Raw genomic sequence first — 15548 nt, 5'->3', positions numbered from 1 at the left:
AGCTCAGGGGACGATAGTAGGTAGTCCTGCATTTTCGTTGAAAGAGCGACCGTTACTTTATATTTGGAATAAAGAGAACCTACCCAGAGTTTTCCTCCCTGCTCTTCAAAATAAAAGCCCCTGGCGTTGAAAAAACCGATATAGTCCCTTGGGGATTTCTCAAAGGGCGCCTGCATCCGTTCGGCGTACCGATGGTAGGCCCGTAGGGCCAAGGTATCGAACCGTTCCCTAAAGGATGGGGCCATAGCGTGATAGAGCTTCGGGAATATCATGGGCAGAAATAGAGCGGTGGGCCCCGGTTTTATCTCTTTGGCGGATCTGTCGTGCAGCAGCCCTTCCAATAGCTTTTCGTTTTCACGTGCAAAACCAGGAGGGGTATACGGGTTTGCGCTTGTCTGTAATAAATAACTGCCCAGATCCACTGGTACTTGGTGGAACTTGGAATTCGTATAGGTCAGTATTCCCTCATTATATCGAACGCCCAGACTTTGGACAAGTGCACCGAGGACCTCCCTTTGGTCTAGGGTACTGGTGAACAACTGGTCCCTGGCCCGTTGAATAAGGTTGGCCTTCTTTTGCAATTCCTGTTTCTCCTTGTTATAGGCGGAGGTACATAGCTCCTCGCTAAAAGGATGGTAGTGGGAGTCGATCAACTTCCATAAGGTTTGATCATCGGTATGCAGGTATTTCTTAAGGAAGAGAAAGCGCTCCGATTTCATCATTTCCCTAACCAAAACATCTAGGAACGTCCTCAAGATATGTTCCGAGAACAGAGGCTTGTACCTCAAATCTCGATAGATCTTTTGGTAAGCTTCCCGTAGGCAACGTTGGAACTCCAGTTCCAATTGCTTGCTATCCATATACATTTGGGTGTGTTCGGTTTGGAACAAGTCAGGGTTCTCCTGGATACCAAGACCCCTCCCAATCTCGTCGCTGCGCAGCACATAGCCCGATTTATCATAGATGGTGAAGTCCACCACCTGTCCCTGATCGCTGTAGTTTAGCCTACAATCGAGCTTTTGATGGGAGCCCAGAACATCTGGGAAGTGCTCGGGGCGGAGGGTTCTAAATAGTTTATAGGTAGTTTGTATTTGTTTTTCTAAACGCTTTTTTACCATGGGCAATAGGGCCGATTCCTTATTGCGCTCGAAGACTTGTTGGAGTTTGGGACCGGAGAATTGAGGATGCACGCTGTAGCCGCCAATAAAACGGGATCGGTATCCTGCCTTGGTGGCAATGCCATAAGCTACCCCTACCCTACCGGAACGCTCCACTACCTTCAGTTGGATATGGTATTCTTTGAGAAGTAAGGCAAGTTCCTCAAAGCTCCGCACCTTGTATTTCTGCAGGGTATTGTTCAGGATGTCCTGCATATAATAGCGGACCCCGTTACCCTCCTGGGGGTTCAGCTGGGGCGTTTGCTGTTTGGGAAGCTCTCGGACCGTCCTCTTATTTGGCGAGGGAGAAAGCCCAAATTGTTTCTCCAGGTGTTTCTGGGCAGCCATACTCCTTCTATAGTCAAAGGAAAGGTTGATCTGGGTACAGTTTTCCCTAATGGTACTGGAGACAATGTGGACGTGCTCGTGCTCGGTATCGTGGTGCCGTACCACAATAAAAGGCTGCTCCCCATAGCCCATGTATTCCATATAGGCTTTGGAAAGGGCCAAAAAGGTAGTATCGTCCAGATGTTCACCTCGAGGAAGGTTCAGGGTGGCATGTACATAGCGTTTTTCGGAGGCATGGCGAAAGCCCAGAAAGACAAGCACCTGTTCGAAGACCTTAAGGTTGGTATCCGTATCGGAATAGGTATTGTGGAAGCCGAGAATGGTAGATTCCGGTTTCCCAAGGACGTATTTCAGTATGCCCTGCACTTTGTTACGATATAGGAGTCGTGCAATCATGGTAGGTTCGTATTGTTAATAATGGCATTCAAGGTAGCGACCAGTTCATTGGCCTTTTGCATCTCATGCACAAGGCTTGCATTGGGACTCCTTAAGTTCTTGTAATGGGCCACTTTTACCAATTGATTAAGGTTGTTCCCTATTTTGTTCAGTTGATAATTAACTTTCGGCGTACTAACCAGTCGTTTTTCCGTTTTCTCTACCTCCTTGCTTAGAATGAGGCTTCTTAAGAAAGGGCCCACCGTTCCTCTTTTCTGGAAATCGACCTGGTAGGACCGTAAAAGCGTCTTCACTTTTTCCAGTTCTAGAGTATTGAACCGAAGCATAATAGTATGCTTTCGTTTGCTCTCTCCTAACCGTTTCCTACCGATGTTGCCAGTTGCCATTGTTTTTCTTGTTTTTTACTGCCGAAGGCAGCTTTTCACTTCGCTAGAAGTAGGAGTTTTGCGTTACGCAAAACATAACTTGCTATCCGTTAAAAACGGATATTTCTATATAAATATAAGACATCAAAAACAATCCTAAAAGACTTATTTACAGCATTTTACACCTCAAAACCATATAAAGCCATATGAGACCATATAAGACCAGCACTGGTTTAATATGGTCTTATATTTTATTTGAAAAAATGGTATGAAAAGATGAAAATAGCTCGATTTCATAGCCAGGGAGAAAAAGGGCAAGGGGTTTTTCACCCCTTGTGCTTTGGTGCGGGCCCGAGGCGTTCGGGAATGACTGCGGGCGAAATCCTTCCTTAACAGATTAGAGGAAAGATGGCTAGGGACAAGAATAGGTTCGAAAGGTTGGCCCGATGGCCGCAGGGGCATGCATAGATGGAACCTTATGGGCGGAATCCTATCCCATTTCTAAGCGTCTACCATAATTTATCAGTAATCTATCCGCAGAAACTGCTGGCGCCACAAAAAAACCGTACACCTAAAATCTTATGGATTAAACAATTAAATATTTATATTTAGATATCACGATATACAGATATACGGATATCCAGATATCACGATATACAAATATCCAGATATCAACATATTCAGATATACGGATATACAGATATCACGATATACGGATATCACGATATATAGATATCATGATATCGGCATATTAATAGGCTCCTATATTTATAGAAAATAATCTCCCAAAAAAAATAAAGGAACTCGACCTACATAATTCTTTTTATAGCACTTATATTTTGGAAACAAGAATAATCAGTATCGTTGGGGAGAAAGGGGGAATAGGAAAAACCACCTTAAACTTAATCCTTGCTTCCAACTTTTATTATGCCCATGGAAAAAAAGTGGTCCTCCTGGATGGAGACGATCCACAGTATTCCATCTATCGGAAAAGGCAGCGCGAACTTGTCCTCCTGGGTGAAACGGCTGCTAACGAATTGGACGTATACCCAATAGAGAGGGTAACGGTAGATTCCCTAAGGGACACCATTTTAAAGTATTATGGACTGGTAGATTATATTATTTTGGATCTACCGGGAAGCCTAAATGTAGAAATGGTAAAGGGCCTCTTATATGTTGAACATATTTTTATTCCCTGTAGTCACGATGAATTGGAAATAGACAGTACCTCCAATTTTTACTTTACCTTAAAAAGTAACTTCCTGGAAAATGATCAGCGGGTACTTAAAAGCGTGCACCTATTTTTCAACAAATACCAGTTGATACGAAAAAACAAGTTCAGCTTACTAAGGCAACAATTTCTAAATGCCGGTATCCCCATGATGGAAAGTGTGGTCAAGGACAAAACTATCTATAAGGAACAATACCGCAATACCCTACAAGCAATCCCCGAAAACAAAGAAGAAGGCGAATTGGGTATCAAGAGCTTCCTAAGGGAAGTAGCGCACTTATCAAATCTAAAAACACAAACGTAATGGGAAAAAAGAAAAAAGTCAGCACCATGGACCTGCTCCAGCAATTAGCCGATAAAAACCATGAGACCAATAGCACCTTAAAACGACTCCGGCAAGACCGAACGGAAAACAAGTCTACTGAAAGATCAGGTACCTTAAATAGCACAGATGCCGCAGCAGATCCACCGGGGAACCAAGCAACAGTAAAACGCACAAAAACCAAGGGAAGGGCTAAAAATCAACTAGACCTACTGCTGCAGGTAGACACAACTAAAAGTGAAAATGAACGCATCTTATTGGCAATTGACAAGGATTGTATTGTCAAATTCGAAAAAATGGCGCTCGGGATCTCTTATAAAATGGGCATCAAAACGACTAGAAACGACCTTATCCGCAAAGTCCTGTTGGACTATACGAATAAAAATTACGATAAATTGATTACACTTATCGAACACCATTAATAATAACGAAGTGAACATAACTTGGTACATATTCATAGGTCTTTGCCTACTCTGGTATGGATATCTCCTTTGGATATTCGTATTAAAAAAGGAAGACACCTCAAAAAAACTTGTAAAAAATATTGATAATTTGCATATAAATAGTAAATTAGTATATAATTCAGATAATGATCCTACTAATGTAGATGCTGTACTCAACCAATTACACGAAGCGGAGGACGCTTCAGAACTATTGGAAGCTTTTAGAAAAGGGTCATTGGAAGAAGATTCGAATTCCTTAACTCACAGAAAGCATGAAAAACTCACCGTCATCCGCACCAGGAAATCCCTCGGGAAATCACCCCCGGATTCCAAACCTTGAAATCTATATTTTCTTACTAGTCTACCTTCTCATTGTCATGAGCACCTATGGTCAATTCGACCAACTCCTGCAGGAAGCACAGGATTTCAAAAACGACTCAAAAACCCTTTCCAAAGAGATAGTCGATATCATAAAAATCATTGCAGGAGTGGCCATTGCCATTACGGGCTTGACCTATCTCTATATCCGGGACCAGCAAACGGACCTGGCCAATAAACTTGGAAAGATCATCATCGGCATTGCCATCTTCTTTGCCTTGATTGCCATCGGGGAGGAAATCGCCAATATTTAAACTCCTTCGCCATGAGCAACTCTCACCTACCCATCAGGAAAGGCTTGCAAAAAGAAGCCTCTTTTTGGGGGCTCAAAGCCAGATACATCTATTACTTTGTATACTTTTCCGTTGCCGCCATTGTACATGGACTACTACTGTCCCTATTCCTCCCCGCGTTTATCGCCATGCTGATTTCCGCTGTCCTTATGGGGATCACCTTCCTTATCATCCTATTTTACTCCCGCACCTATGGCGCCAACGGATTTATCAAAAAAGTGGCGGATACCTCCAGACCTAATGCAATCAAACTAGTCCATAACTTTAAAAACCTACTCCTATGGCAAATCAAGTAGCACTTTGGGATGTATTCCCCATTTACGGGTATGAACGACAAGCATTGATAGCCAAGGAAAAAGGCTGCTTGACCATTCCATTACAGCTCACCCTCCCAGAGGTTTTTACCCTGGATGCCCAGGATTACAACACGCTCCATAGCCTGTTCACCAATATCCTGACCATCTTGGGGCCCAACAGGCTTGTACATAAACAGGACCTTTTTTTCCAACAGAACTACTCGCCTATTCCAGAAAGGCTGCAGGGGGATATGATGGAAAGGGCAAATGAGAACCATTTTACCCACCGTACATTTTTGGAGGGTACCCATTACCTGTACCTCAGTTTGGTGCCGGAAAATTACATAAAGTTCAATCCCAAAAGGGTCAATGCTTTTTTAGATAAAAACAGGGAGTTTTACCTAACCAATCCCATTCCAAGGGAGTTTTTGGACACGAAGGTTATGATGGACTTTGAAGCTCAGGTCCAGGAGGTAAACAAGCTTATCAATTCCTCGGAATTGATGAAATCGCGAATTCTGGACTACGACGATCTCTTTTCCCAAAATGGACTATATGCCAAGTACTTTGGACTTAGCACACAAAACCTATCGTTGAAGGATATCGATTTTAAAGGGAACGACCTTCGCATCGGAGACAAACGCGGCGCGTTTTACACCCTTGAAAACCTGGACCAATTTAGCAAGGACCATATCAGCACCTATGAATTCTATGGCAAATTCACCTCCAAAGTACAACCCTTCCCCATTGGCAACCTTTTTCCACTGGGTTTCAAGATTCCCCAGGAACATATCATCAATCAATACCTCTATATACCCGATCAGGATAAGGTCTTGTCCGGGTTTCGAAAAAAGGCCCGAAACCTTAGGCGTTTTAGCAATGGCAGAAAAGATGATCGCAATACCATTTATTCGGATCAGATGTATGACTATACCAAGGCTTGCATAGAGAACCATCAGGGAACGGTCTTTTACCATCTCAATGTCTTGGGCATCGAGGGGCCTAGGGATCTACCCAATGACCTTCATACCAGCCTCTCGGGAGCCTTCAAGAAATTAAGGATACATCCCAAACACAATACCATAGATAGAAAGAACCTGTTCTTTGCCGGGGTTGCCGGGAACGCCATTGGGATCTCTGCGGATATGTATGTCCCCATGCCCTTGGAAATGGCCGCTTCCCTACTCTATTTTGAAGGCGGTTACAGGGATGCAACAAGGGCCGTGAACGGGCTACGGTTGGTCGACCGGATTACGGGCCGACCACTTTCGGTATCCGTGTACAGAGAGCCGGAAAGTAAGCACTGGATATTCAATCGCGGGATGTTGGTCGCCTCAGGGTCCGGTGGCGGTAAATCCTACTTTACCAATCACTATCTGGCCTCGGAATTGCGACAAGGCGCAGAGGTCATTATCATGGAAGACGGGAACTCCTACGATCGGTTGATTGAAGTTTTTGGGGGGATCACCCTCCAGCATCAGGACTCCGATCCATTTACCTTCAACCCCTTTGTTTTGGACCGATTCGACTATTTGGAGGTCAAGGGTAAGGGCAAGGTCCTCACAGAGAGTAAGCGCACCTACCTAATCACCTTGTTAAAACTTATTACGGGTACCCAGGAAAATGTAGGGACACCAGAGGTAATAAATACGGTACTGGAATATCTAATTACGTCCTATTACCAATGGATGTGGCAAAACAAGAAGGGTAATTTTAAATTTGACACCTTTTTTGATTTCTGTGCGAATCATCTAAAGACCTATGTTGCTTCGAAAAAAATCCCCAAGAACAAATTTGACCCTCATGTATTCATTTTCCTATTGGAAAAATACCATGGCAGCAATCCTAGGGGAGATCTGTTAAACAAAGTGGACGACCGGATCGCTAAATTGGGCCATGAAAAAATGGTTTACTTCAAGCTGGGCAAACTGATCGACAATGAGCTGTTGTTCCCCATTACCTCGCTGATGATCATGGAGGTTTTCACCAAGAAAATGAACGATCCCACAAAACTGTCCATCAATAAAATATTGGCGGTGGATGAAGCCTGGAAAGCGTTGGCAAGACCAGCATTGGCGCATTACTTCAATAGTCAATCCAGAATGGCCAGAAAATTGGGCGGACAGCCGATCTTCATTTCACAAAAGGTAGATGACTTTACCGCTTCGGACATTATAAAAAATGCCATTGTGGTAAACTCCCACATCAAGGTTTTTTTGGATATGCGCGACTTTGCCCAATCCTTCGATAGCATTCAAGCCCTTCTTGGATTGGGAGAAAAACAAAAACAGCTGATCCTGTCTTTGAACAAGGATTTGCCCAGGAACAGGAAGTATCGCGAGGTGGCCATTTGTTGGATGGACAAAGCAAAGGTCTACGGGGTAGAGACCTCCTTGGAAGAGAAATGCATCTATGAAACCAATCCCACGGAGAGTGATCGGATCAAGGCCTTGCACCAAAAAAACCATGGCAACTGGGAGCTAACAGCCAAGGCATATGCCCACGGGATCACAACACGGAAAACAATCGCACCATGAAACGGATAGTAACCTTTTGGAGCCTGCTGGCACACCTAGCCCTTTCTTCACAAATTCCCGTGACGGATGTGGCCACCAACGCCAGTATTGGGATGTCCAATAGTCAGCTAATGAATATCAACACCCAGTTGCAAGCGGTAAACACCAAATTGTCCCGGTTGATCAACCTCATGGAAAAAAACAATAGGGAAGCTATTAAATCCAGCAACATCCTAAAGGAAGAACTCGAGGCCAAGAAAACCGCTCCTAATTATGTACGGTTATCGACGGACGTCAATAGGGCCATCGATTTAAAATCCAAAATTTTGAAAGTCTATCACAGTTCCAAACAAACTGTTACTGCACTGGAGTTTTTGAACAAAGGGGAAACCGATGAATTCTTAACCTATACCACCGATGCCCTAGTGGAGACTGGGGGCCTAATTAAGCAATGTAATGATATCCTTCACACCAAAGCCATCCTTCTTCCCGAAGAGCGCTTAAAGATGGTTTCAGGAATTAACCGAAAGCTGGAGGATATTCTCGATAATTTGATTGCCTACAACCATAAGCTTTCACAAATAAATTCCCTTCGCAAAGCACGGAGCACCTTGATCAACCTTAACATAAAACAGCCATGATATGAATCCAACCAATAAAGGAATACGGGAATCGGTCAACGAACTTTTCGACCAGTATATTTTGGATGCCTACGAATTGGTAGCACCCATGCTAGAAATAGGTCAGGTTTTTGCCTGCATCGGCATAAGTATCATTGGACTCCTTAACTTGTTGAACAAGGACAAAAGAGCCAACCTATTCTCCTATTTAAATTGGGTTCCCCTCGCCTTCGTGCTATTTAATTACCGGGCGCTTACACTCACCATCCTGGAGTTCTACCAAAGCATCGGCATGTCGTTAAGGGCGAACGACATATCCTGGGATGTGCTCCATATCAAGATACTGGTTGCCCAAACAAAATCCATGGCAGATTACGGGGTATCCTATCTGATGTTACAGGGAGATCCAGAGGCCTTGCAGGCCTTGGTCCTTGGAGCCATCACCTCAGGGGTTACGGCGGTTGCCTCCGTGATATCCGCGGTGGTTTTCATTGGGATCAAGGCCATGTCCGTAGTATATCTCTTTGTACTCATCATTTTTGGCCCCTTGAACATTGGGCTGTCGTTCATCCCTATTTTCTCTGGAATGTGGAAGGCCTGGTTGCAAAAATTCATGAGTGTATGTCTGTGGATCCCGATGCTCTACCTAATCGATAACTTTATGCTCCATGTGCTGGATAAATTGATCACCTCCCTCTTATCCAACGAGGAAGCCAACCTTGGTTTGGTGCTTACCAGCGGCCTACTGATGCTCATGAACGTATTCGTTTATCTAAAAGCCCCCAACCTGGCTAATTTCATTGTTCAGGGAATGAATATAAGTGCCAACCACCTAAAAGATCGAACCAAACACTATATCAAAAAAGTAGCACAGACCACCGTTGATACAAAAACGGGTGGAGCTACAAAAGGAGTAAGAACCCTAATACAGTAATCCGTTCAACGATGAAATTTTGTTTTGAGCGAAATCAAAAATACAAATGGACGATAAATATAAGATTTTCAACGATTTAAACAGGGTTAATGCTAGGAGCAACCGGGTGGTATATGTATCTTTAATAGTAACATTTATTACCACCCTCCTCAATATCTTCTACACCTACAAAACCAGCGAAAACGCAAAAAATAATTTTTACCTGCTCGATAATGGCCAGAAATTGGCTACTGTTAGGATCAAGGACTACAAGCGGGCGGTGGACATATTATGCGAGGGGCATATTACCAACTTTCACCAGTTGTTTTTTGCCATGGAACCAGATCTGCAACATATAAAAAGAAATATTGAAACCAAGGCGCTCTATATGGCCGACCACTCGGTTCAACGTCTGTATAATCGTCTTATAGACCAGAATTATTACGAAGATATCGCCAAGAGCGGCTACTCGATAGAGGTGGAGACGGATTCGATGGAAGTGGACTATTCCAGCTATCCGTTCGCATTTAAATACTATGGCAAACAACGAATTCTAAAAAACGGGAATGCGGAATACCGAAGCCTGGTCACCCAGGGGTATTTGATGGAGACCAGTGCTACCCTAAATAATTTAAACGGACTAAAGATCACAAAATTCGATGTCCTAAAGAATCGAGACTTGCAATAAACCAACCTATGAACCACAACATGGAGAAATTCAACCTTTGGTTAAAACGGCATAAGCTATTCGCTTTTACCGCTCCTATCATCGTATTTCTTGCGGTATTCTTTGTCATGTCCAGCATCAGCTCCATCCATAGGGAACTACCTGCACAGGTCACAAAGGACGGTTACAATAACAGCCTACCCAACCACGACCAGCAACTCAATATTTCTGGGCCAAACGATATCTATAACAAATCCCGATTAGACTCCTTGAACCTTTTAAGACCCCCAGGCCAATTAAAAAGCATGGAAAGGGAAAAATCGGAGAACGACTCCTTAGAACGGATTTTAGAGGAACTCCAGAATTTCTCATTCGGTGAAAGAGAACCGAAGCATCAGCAAAATGGCACTACCGCCTTCCCTTCCGTACCTTCTCTTAAAAAAGATAGTTCGAAGGTTTCAGAGGCCCAAAAAAAATTGGCCTATAGAAATATGCTCCTTCAGGCAAGGGAACAACGCTTGGCCCGAAATCAGGATTATTCGGCCCCTTATATAGAATCCTCTTCCACGATCAATACCCCTAGCCCCTTATTTAGTGCAGCAATCTACCGTGATCAGTTTATTTTGCCTGGAAATCGGGTCACCCTAATTTTAAGGGAGGACATCCAGGTCAACGGTAGGCGCTTTCCAAAAAATACGTTTGTTTATGCCACCGCGAATATCCAAGGATCCAGAATATTGCTGGAGGTATCCAACATAGCCAATATACCCATGGATTTGACGGCCATTGACCAAGAAGATGGCATGGTGGGGCTACACAACGAACGCGCAGGTCAATTATTAGAGGAATTCAAAGCCGACATTCAGTATCAGGGCATCGATGAATTATCCAATACCGTAGACGAAGCTACCGACATCCCATTGGCACAGCATCTTATTCGTTCTTTTGGCAGTTTCTTTCGAAAGAAAAAATACAAGCAACGGGACAAAATCCTTTTGGTAAATGGGGACCGTGTATTTCTAACACCTAAACAACGTTTACGATGAGAAAGATATGGATCCTCCTATCGGCCTTTATGGCTGCTTGTACATTACCTGCTCAAACATATAGCGATACCCTGGAAATATCGAAGCACTTTAAGACGATTCTAATTTTCTCCGAGAATATTGCTGAAAGCAGCATCGGGAACGATTTTGGCTTTATCGTGGACTTACCAAAGCCCGAAGGGGGAAAATATAGTGGACGGATCGTTAAACTATCTTACGATGAACTAGCCTCCGAGAATAAAGGAACCACCAACTACTTGGTGATCACCGACTCCGGGGATGTCTATGACTTTATAATAAAGCTTGTACCCGTTCCCCAGAAAACCACTTGGTTCATTGATAAAAAGACCGCTGTGGCCAATATTGGCAACAAGCCCGAAATGGAAGGAAAATCCACGGAAAAACCATTTTCCAATAGCAACATGGAAGTCCAAAGAGAAAGGATCGGGCCGATGGAGGGCACACCCGCTGAAGCAAATAAAAGTGAGATTGAAAAAGCGACTTCGGAAAAATTATACCAAACCGACCCCTTGGAATACTTTCGACTTAGGTGCTATTATATGCAATTTGACAAACCGAAGGTCCGACGGTATTTTTCCAGATCGGGGAATGTGTTTATTTGGCTCAAAGGGATCTACTACAATCAGGACGAATTGTATTTTCAGTACCGCATCGAAAACAAGGAGGGAGTGGATATGGACATCAATTTTATCAAGCACCAAATCGCCACCAACTATAAAAACAGCAGTAGCAATCAGAAAATGGAGCTGGCACCAATATACACCTATAAACAACCAAAAAGGGTGGCGGCAAAAAGTGAGAATCACTTCGTGGTGGTTTTTAAAAAGTTTGCTTTGGACGAAAAAAAAGAAGTAGTGGTAGAATTGGACGAGGAATATGGCAATCGCAATTTTTCCTTACGCATTGGCCATGAAATTATCAATAATCCCATACAGTTTTAATTATGAGGAATTCCATATCCATACTAGCCCTTTTTATCTCCAGCCTGCTATTTTCACAAGGCAACAATTATGCTTCATCCATTGGTTTCAGCGGAGGTTATGCCGAAGATGGTTATGGGATAAAGGGCACCTTTAATTACCATTTAAACCGAAATAGATATGCACAATTGAGCATATTTGCTGCCATAGCCGAAGACAAGGGGTCCTTTGATATTCCCTACAACATATTCACCGTACAGCCCGGGTACTTCCTCAAGGTATGGGAGCAAAAGAACTTTAAACGCTATGCCATCCACTTCGGAGGAGGGGGCGTTTTCGGGTATGAGATCATCAATAACGGCAACAGCACCTTGTCCAACGGGGCTATTTTGGACGCCAAAAGCCAATTTATATATGGCGTGTTTTTGGGATTGGAAGGGGAAGTAACCTTGAACAATGATTTTTCCCTTTTGGTGAAGGCCAATGAATATTTCCATATCAACAGTGACGTCGGGCAATTCTATCCCTATGCTGGTCTAGGGATCCGGTATTTCCTGTTCTAAATCCTAATGAGATGAAAAAAAATGATTCAAATACGTATTTCACTATTGTCTTTATACTATCTCTTCTAATCCTTGTTTTTTCCTGTAGCAAGGATTTTGAATCACTGGTCCTAGATAGTTTCGATTTTTCGTTTACAGGGGAACATCCTACGGAAACCTACCTATTTGAAAATACGAGGACCTCGTTTACGATTACGCCGGAAAAGGAAATTTCCACGGTAGCGTATTTTGTAAAATACCTGCCCAGCAATAAGAAGGGGTACTTCACCACATTGGAAAACGATACCATCCGACCCCATGATACCATACAGGTGAAAAATAGGCAATGGAACTATAACTATGTTGCCATTGATACGGGAACCCATAGAGTAAATTTTATGGCATGGGACACCAATGAAAATAAAAAAGAACTCACCCTGGTCTACAAGGCCCAATATGCCAGTTTTAGCTTCTTATTGAACAAGGGGGTAAACGAGTTCATTATAAATTCCAAAAACCCGATCAATGCCACCTTATTGCGCGATAAGGAAACCTTGGACCCCAACAATAAGAATGATTTTGAGGTGACCTATCAAATCCAAAATGGAACTGGAAAGCTCTATAAGGACGACCAAGCTTTCGACCCTGGCACTTCCTTTTTTCTAGCGAAAGGAATTACAGAACTACGGTATCTTCCTGAAACCTTGGGGGAACATAAACTCAGTCTGACCGCCACAGCCCCGGATGGAGCAACCAAAACAGAAGAATTGTTGTTTACCGTGGTAAACCTGGATTTTACCATTAACACCACGGCAGCTTCCACCGTAGTGGAATTAGACACGAATCTGGCCATCGCCGTAGATCTTACCACTCAGGACGAGGAATCCAAGGTAGACTATGAAATTACGCATTCATTCTCCGCTTCCAGTGAAGGGGCAGGAACGGTAAGGGACCAAAATGGAGGCGTTATGGAGCCCGGGCAGTATAGGACGATATCACCAGGCTCTTATAATTATACCTTTATGAGCACAGAATTGGGAAACCGAATGATCTATTTTTCGGTTAGGGATTCCAATGGACAAACCAAAAGGGACAGTGTAGCGATTGAAGTAGCGAATATCCCCTTTTCGTTCACTGGAAATTCGGGGAGCAATTCCGTATTTATAAACGAGCGCACCCAATTGAACTTCAATTTAAAATCGAACGGCAACACGGAAAACATTCAATATAGGCTATCGCATCAAATCCTGGAAGGAAACGGAAGGGTTGAAAAAGGAGACGGCACCCTTTTGCAAAACTCAAAAGAATACGATGTGGAAATAGGCGACTTCTCTCTATTCTATTACCCAGAATCCTTGGGATCCCATCAAATTGCATTTATGGTCACCGATAATTACGGTCAGGAGGTGGGTCCAGTATTGATTGATCTGGAAACCAAGCAGAACGATTTCACCTTAAACATTACCCCCTCCAAGACCTCGGAGTTTGTCAGCACCCCCATCAACACCATAATAGATATCGATGAAATTCCGGAAGGAACCAATGATGTGTACGAGGCCTTTTATTCATCAGGAAAAAATAGTTCGCTGCAGGTGAACGGAACTACCTACGGTCCAGGGGAAAAATTCCAATTGGGGCCCAATAATAACAACGTGGTTTACATTGGGGCTGAACCAGGACAACACAATCTAGTGATTAGCGTCGAGTCCAGTGGGAATGTCACCCATACAGCCAGTACTACAATTGAGTACAAACAAATAGACTTTCTTTTTACTGCGGGAAGCCAGAAATCGGATATTTCCGTTGGAGAAACAACCTCCTTAAACTTCAATATTTCCGAGAATGTGGGGACCTCCAACTATAAGATGCGCTACAGCCTAAATGGAAATGCCCTGATTAAGGATGAAAATGGTATTCAGGTAAGAGCAGGAAACATTTATGAGGTACCCAAAGGTAATTTCAATTGGAGTTTGGAGGGGACCGATGAAAGCAATGCAGAATTGGTCTTCTATGTCCAAAACGATACTGGTTTGGAAAAATCCGTTGCTTTAACCGTTACGGTAACGCCAAAGGATTATAATTTCTCGGCAAATGCGACACAATCCAAAACGTATACTAAAACCCCTGTACCGGTAAACTTCAACATCTCTGAAATAGGCATTGGAGGAGATACTTACACCATGTATTTCTCCTCTGCGAACAACAACGGGACTTTCGAGTATAACGGAAAAACATATTCGGCAGGTGAGAGCTTCATTGTTCCCGTTGGCTCATTCCAAGGGATGTACACTGGTATCACAGAAGCTACCCATCAAATCGCTTTTACCGTACGGTCCTCATCTCAGGTGGAGAAAACCGCCGACGTTACTATCGATTTCGAAAAATATGAGGAGTTTTTTGATCTGACCGTAAGCCAGTCGACCCAAGACAAATTTGAAGATCAACCATTTTTGATCAATGTTGTCACCAATGCACCTTCGGGACATGATTCCGCTGTAACCTATGAAATGACGTTCCAATTCTCTGGTATGAACGGGGGGTACATTAACCATCAAGGGATAATATATAAAGAAGGGGAAGTGATTCCTTTGGAGTACGGTTCGGTAGCCATGCAATTTCACCCAGAAATCGATGATAGTTTCACCATAAATTTCCGGGTGGAAAATTCAACTGGAATATCCCAAACTACGAGTGAATCCATAGAAATGTTGAAAAAACCGACCGTAGCGGTTAAAGGTGAGAAACACAATATAAGTTGTGGGGGACTTAACGGCTGTGACTATGTCATCCGGATTTACACTTGTTTTACCGCCAATTGCTCTGAGGCATATAACGGAGCAACATTGCAACAGGTAGAGGTGCGTGTTTATAACAGAAAAGATAAGCGTTGGGATACCATGTTATTCAATTATAATGACGCCAAGGGCTCTGGTGTGGAACGCTATTTTGAACTTGAAGAGGAGCCGAAGGAAAGTAAACTACGATACCTTGACCAAGATTACGAGATACGCGTACAAGACAGTAATGGCCAATGGAGCGACGTCATTAGGGGAACAATTGTACGAGTTTAAAAT

General features: G+C 43.3%; 14 protein-coding genes. 12 read left to right on the top strand and 2 right to left on the bottom strand.

Annotation, left to right across the window (positions count from 1 at the left end; translation table 11 throughout):
* A partial coding sequence (locus BV214_RS06235; RefSeq protein ID WP_086476635.1) for a relaxase/mobilization nuclease domain-containing protein occupies positions 1-1901 on the bottom strand: 1901 nt, incomplete at its 3' end.
* Positions 1898-2287, bottom strand: a complete 390-nt coding sequence (locus tag BV214_RS06230; RefSeq protein ID WP_140157728.1) for a MobC family plasmid mobilization relaxosome protein — start codon at positions 2285-2287, stop codon at positions 1898-1900. The genes BV214_RS06235 and BV214_RS06230, both read right to left, overlap by 4 nt.
* 818 nt (positions 2288-3105) lie before the next feature.
* On the opposite strand from BV214_RS06230, the gene BV214_RS06225 reads away from it, so the two are divergent.
* From BV214_RS06225 to BV214_RS06165, 12 genes are all read left to right on the top strand, one after another.
* Positions 3106-3801 carry a ParA family protein gene (locus tag BV214_RS06225; protein ID WP_176328465.1) on the top strand — a complete coding sequence of 232 codons (696 nt, stop codon included), beginning with the start codon at positions 3106-3108 and terminating at the stop codon, positions 3799-3801.
* Positions 3801-4241: a hypothetical protein gene (locus BV214_RS06220; RefSeq protein ID WP_086476632.1), complete on the top strand. Its 441-nt coding sequence runs from the start codon at positions 3801-3803 to the stop codon at positions 4239-4241. The genes BV214_RS06225 and BV214_RS06220 overlap by 1 nt, the downstream gene beginning before the upstream one ends.
* Before the next feature lie 293 nt (positions 4242-4534).
* Positions 4535-4894 carry a TrbC/VirB2 family protein gene (locus BV214_RS06210; protein ID WP_140157727.1) on the top strand — a complete coding sequence of 120 codons (360 nt, stop codon included), beginning with the start codon at positions 4535-4537 and terminating at the stop codon, positions 4892-4894.
* An 11-nt stretch (positions 4895-4905) separates the two neighbouring features.
* Positions 4906-5229, top strand: a complete 324-nt coding sequence (locus BV214_RS06205) for a DUF4133 domain-containing protein (RefSeq protein ID WP_086476629.1) — start codon at positions 4906-4908, stop codon at positions 5227-5229.
* Positions 5214-7766 (top strand): TraG family conjugative transposon ATPase, encoded by a 2553-nt coding sequence (locus BV214_RS06200; protein ID WP_086476628.1) that lies wholly within the window; start codon positions 5214-5216, stop codon positions 7764-7766. Before BV214_RS06205 ends, BV214_RS06200 begins: the two co-directional genes overlap by 16 nt.
* Positions 7763-8386 carry a hypothetical protein gene (locus tag BV214_RS06195; protein WP_086476627.1) on the top strand — a complete coding sequence of 208 codons (624 nt, stop codon included), beginning with the start codon at positions 7763-7765 and terminating at the stop codon, positions 8384-8386. Before BV214_RS06200 ends, BV214_RS06195 begins: the two co-directional genes overlap by 4 nt.
* A gap of 1 nt (position 8387) precedes the next feature.
* On the top strand, positions 8388-9299 hold the full coding sequence (locus BV214_RS06190) for a hypothetical protein (RefSeq protein WP_086476626.1): 912 nt from the start codon (positions 8388-8390) through the stop codon (positions 9297-9299).
* A gap of 46 nt (positions 9300-9345) precedes the next feature.
* Positions 9346-9966 (top strand): hypothetical protein, encoded by a 621-nt coding sequence (locus tag BV214_RS06185; RefSeq protein WP_086476625.1) that lies wholly within the window; start codon positions 9346-9348, stop codon positions 9964-9966.
* 8 nt (positions 9967-9974) lie between these two features.
* A complete protein-coding gene (gene traM, locus BV214_RS06180; RefSeq protein ID WP_086476624.1) occupies positions 9975-10991 on the top strand; it encodes a conjugative transposon protein TraM in 1017 nt (338 codons plus the stop codon).
* Positions 10988-11953: a DUF4138 domain-containing protein gene (locus BV214_RS06175; protein ID WP_086476623.1), complete on the top strand. Its 966-nt coding sequence runs from the start codon at positions 10988-10990 to the stop codon at positions 11951-11953. The genes traM and BV214_RS06175 overlap by 4 nt, the downstream gene beginning before the upstream one ends.
* 2 nt (positions 11954-11955) lie before the next feature.
* Positions 11956-12495, top strand: coding sequence for a conjugal transfer protein TraO (locus BV214_RS06170; RefSeq protein ID WP_086476622.1), 540 nt, complete (start codon positions 11956-11958; stop codon positions 12493-12495).
* Positions 12496-12506: 11 nt separating this feature from the next.
* Complete coding sequence (locus tag BV214_RS06165; RefSeq protein WP_086476621.1) at positions 12507-15545, top strand: TraQ conjugal transfer family protein; 3039 nt, start codon at positions 12507-12509, stop codon at positions 15543-15545.
* Positions 15546-15548: the final 3 nt, after the last annotated feature.

Source organism: Arenibacter amylolyticus (assembly GCF_002150785.1).
GTDB lineage: Bacteria > Bacteroidota > Bacteroidia > Flavobacteriales > Flavobacteriaceae > Arenibacter > Arenibacter amylolyticus.
Note: the sequence above shows the minus strand (reverse complement) of the source record. Positions and strands in the feature narration are given on the sequence as shown.

Excerpts from the sequence above, each read along its gene's own strand:
- BV214_RS06230 (WP_140157728.1), bottom strand. The coding sequence starts at position 2,287 with ATGGCAACTGGCAACATCGGTAGGAAACGGTTAGGAGAGAGCAAACGA.
- BV214_RS06220 (WP_086476632.1), top strand. The coding sequence starts at position 3,801 with ATGGGAAAAAAGAAAAAAGTCAGCACCATGGACCTGCTCCAGCAATTA.
- BV214_RS06210 (WP_140157727.1), top strand. The coding sequence starts at position 4,535 with ATGAAAAACTCACCGTCATCCGCACCAGGAAATCCCTCGGGAAATCAC.
- BV214_RS06205 (WP_086476629.1), top strand. The coding sequence starts at position 4,906 with ATGAGCAACTCTCACCTACCCATCAGGAAAGGCTTGCAAAAAGAAGCC.
- BV214_RS06200 (WP_086476628.1), top strand. The coding sequence starts at position 5,214 with ATGGCAAATCAAGTAGCACTTTGGGATGTATTCCCCATTTACGGGTAT.
- BV214_RS06195 (WP_086476627.1), top strand. The coding sequence starts at position 7,763 with ATGAAACGGATAGTAACCTTTTGGAGCCTGCTGGCACACCTAGCCCTT.
- BV214_RS06190 (WP_086476626.1), top strand. The coding sequence starts at position 8,388 with ATGAATCCAACCAATAAAGGAATACGGGAATCGGTCAACGAACTTTTC.
- BV214_RS06185 (WP_086476625.1), top strand. The coding sequence starts at position 9,346 with ATGGACGATAAATATAAGATTTTCAACGATTTAAACAGGGTTAATGCT.
- traM (WP_086476624.1), top strand. The coding sequence starts at position 9,975 with ATGAACCACAACATGGAGAAATTCAACCTTTGGTTAAAACGGCATAAG.
- BV214_RS06175 (WP_086476623.1), top strand. The coding sequence starts at position 10,988 with ATGAGAAAGATATGGATCCTCCTATCGGCCTTTATGGCTGCTTGTACA.
- BV214_RS06170 (WP_086476622.1), top strand. The coding sequence starts at position 11,956 with ATGAGGAATTCCATATCCATACTAGCCCTTTTTATCTCCAGCCTGCTA.
- BV214_RS06165 (WP_086476621.1), top strand. The coding sequence starts at position 12,507 with ATGAAAAAAAATGATTCAAATACGTATTTCACTATTGTCTTTATACTA.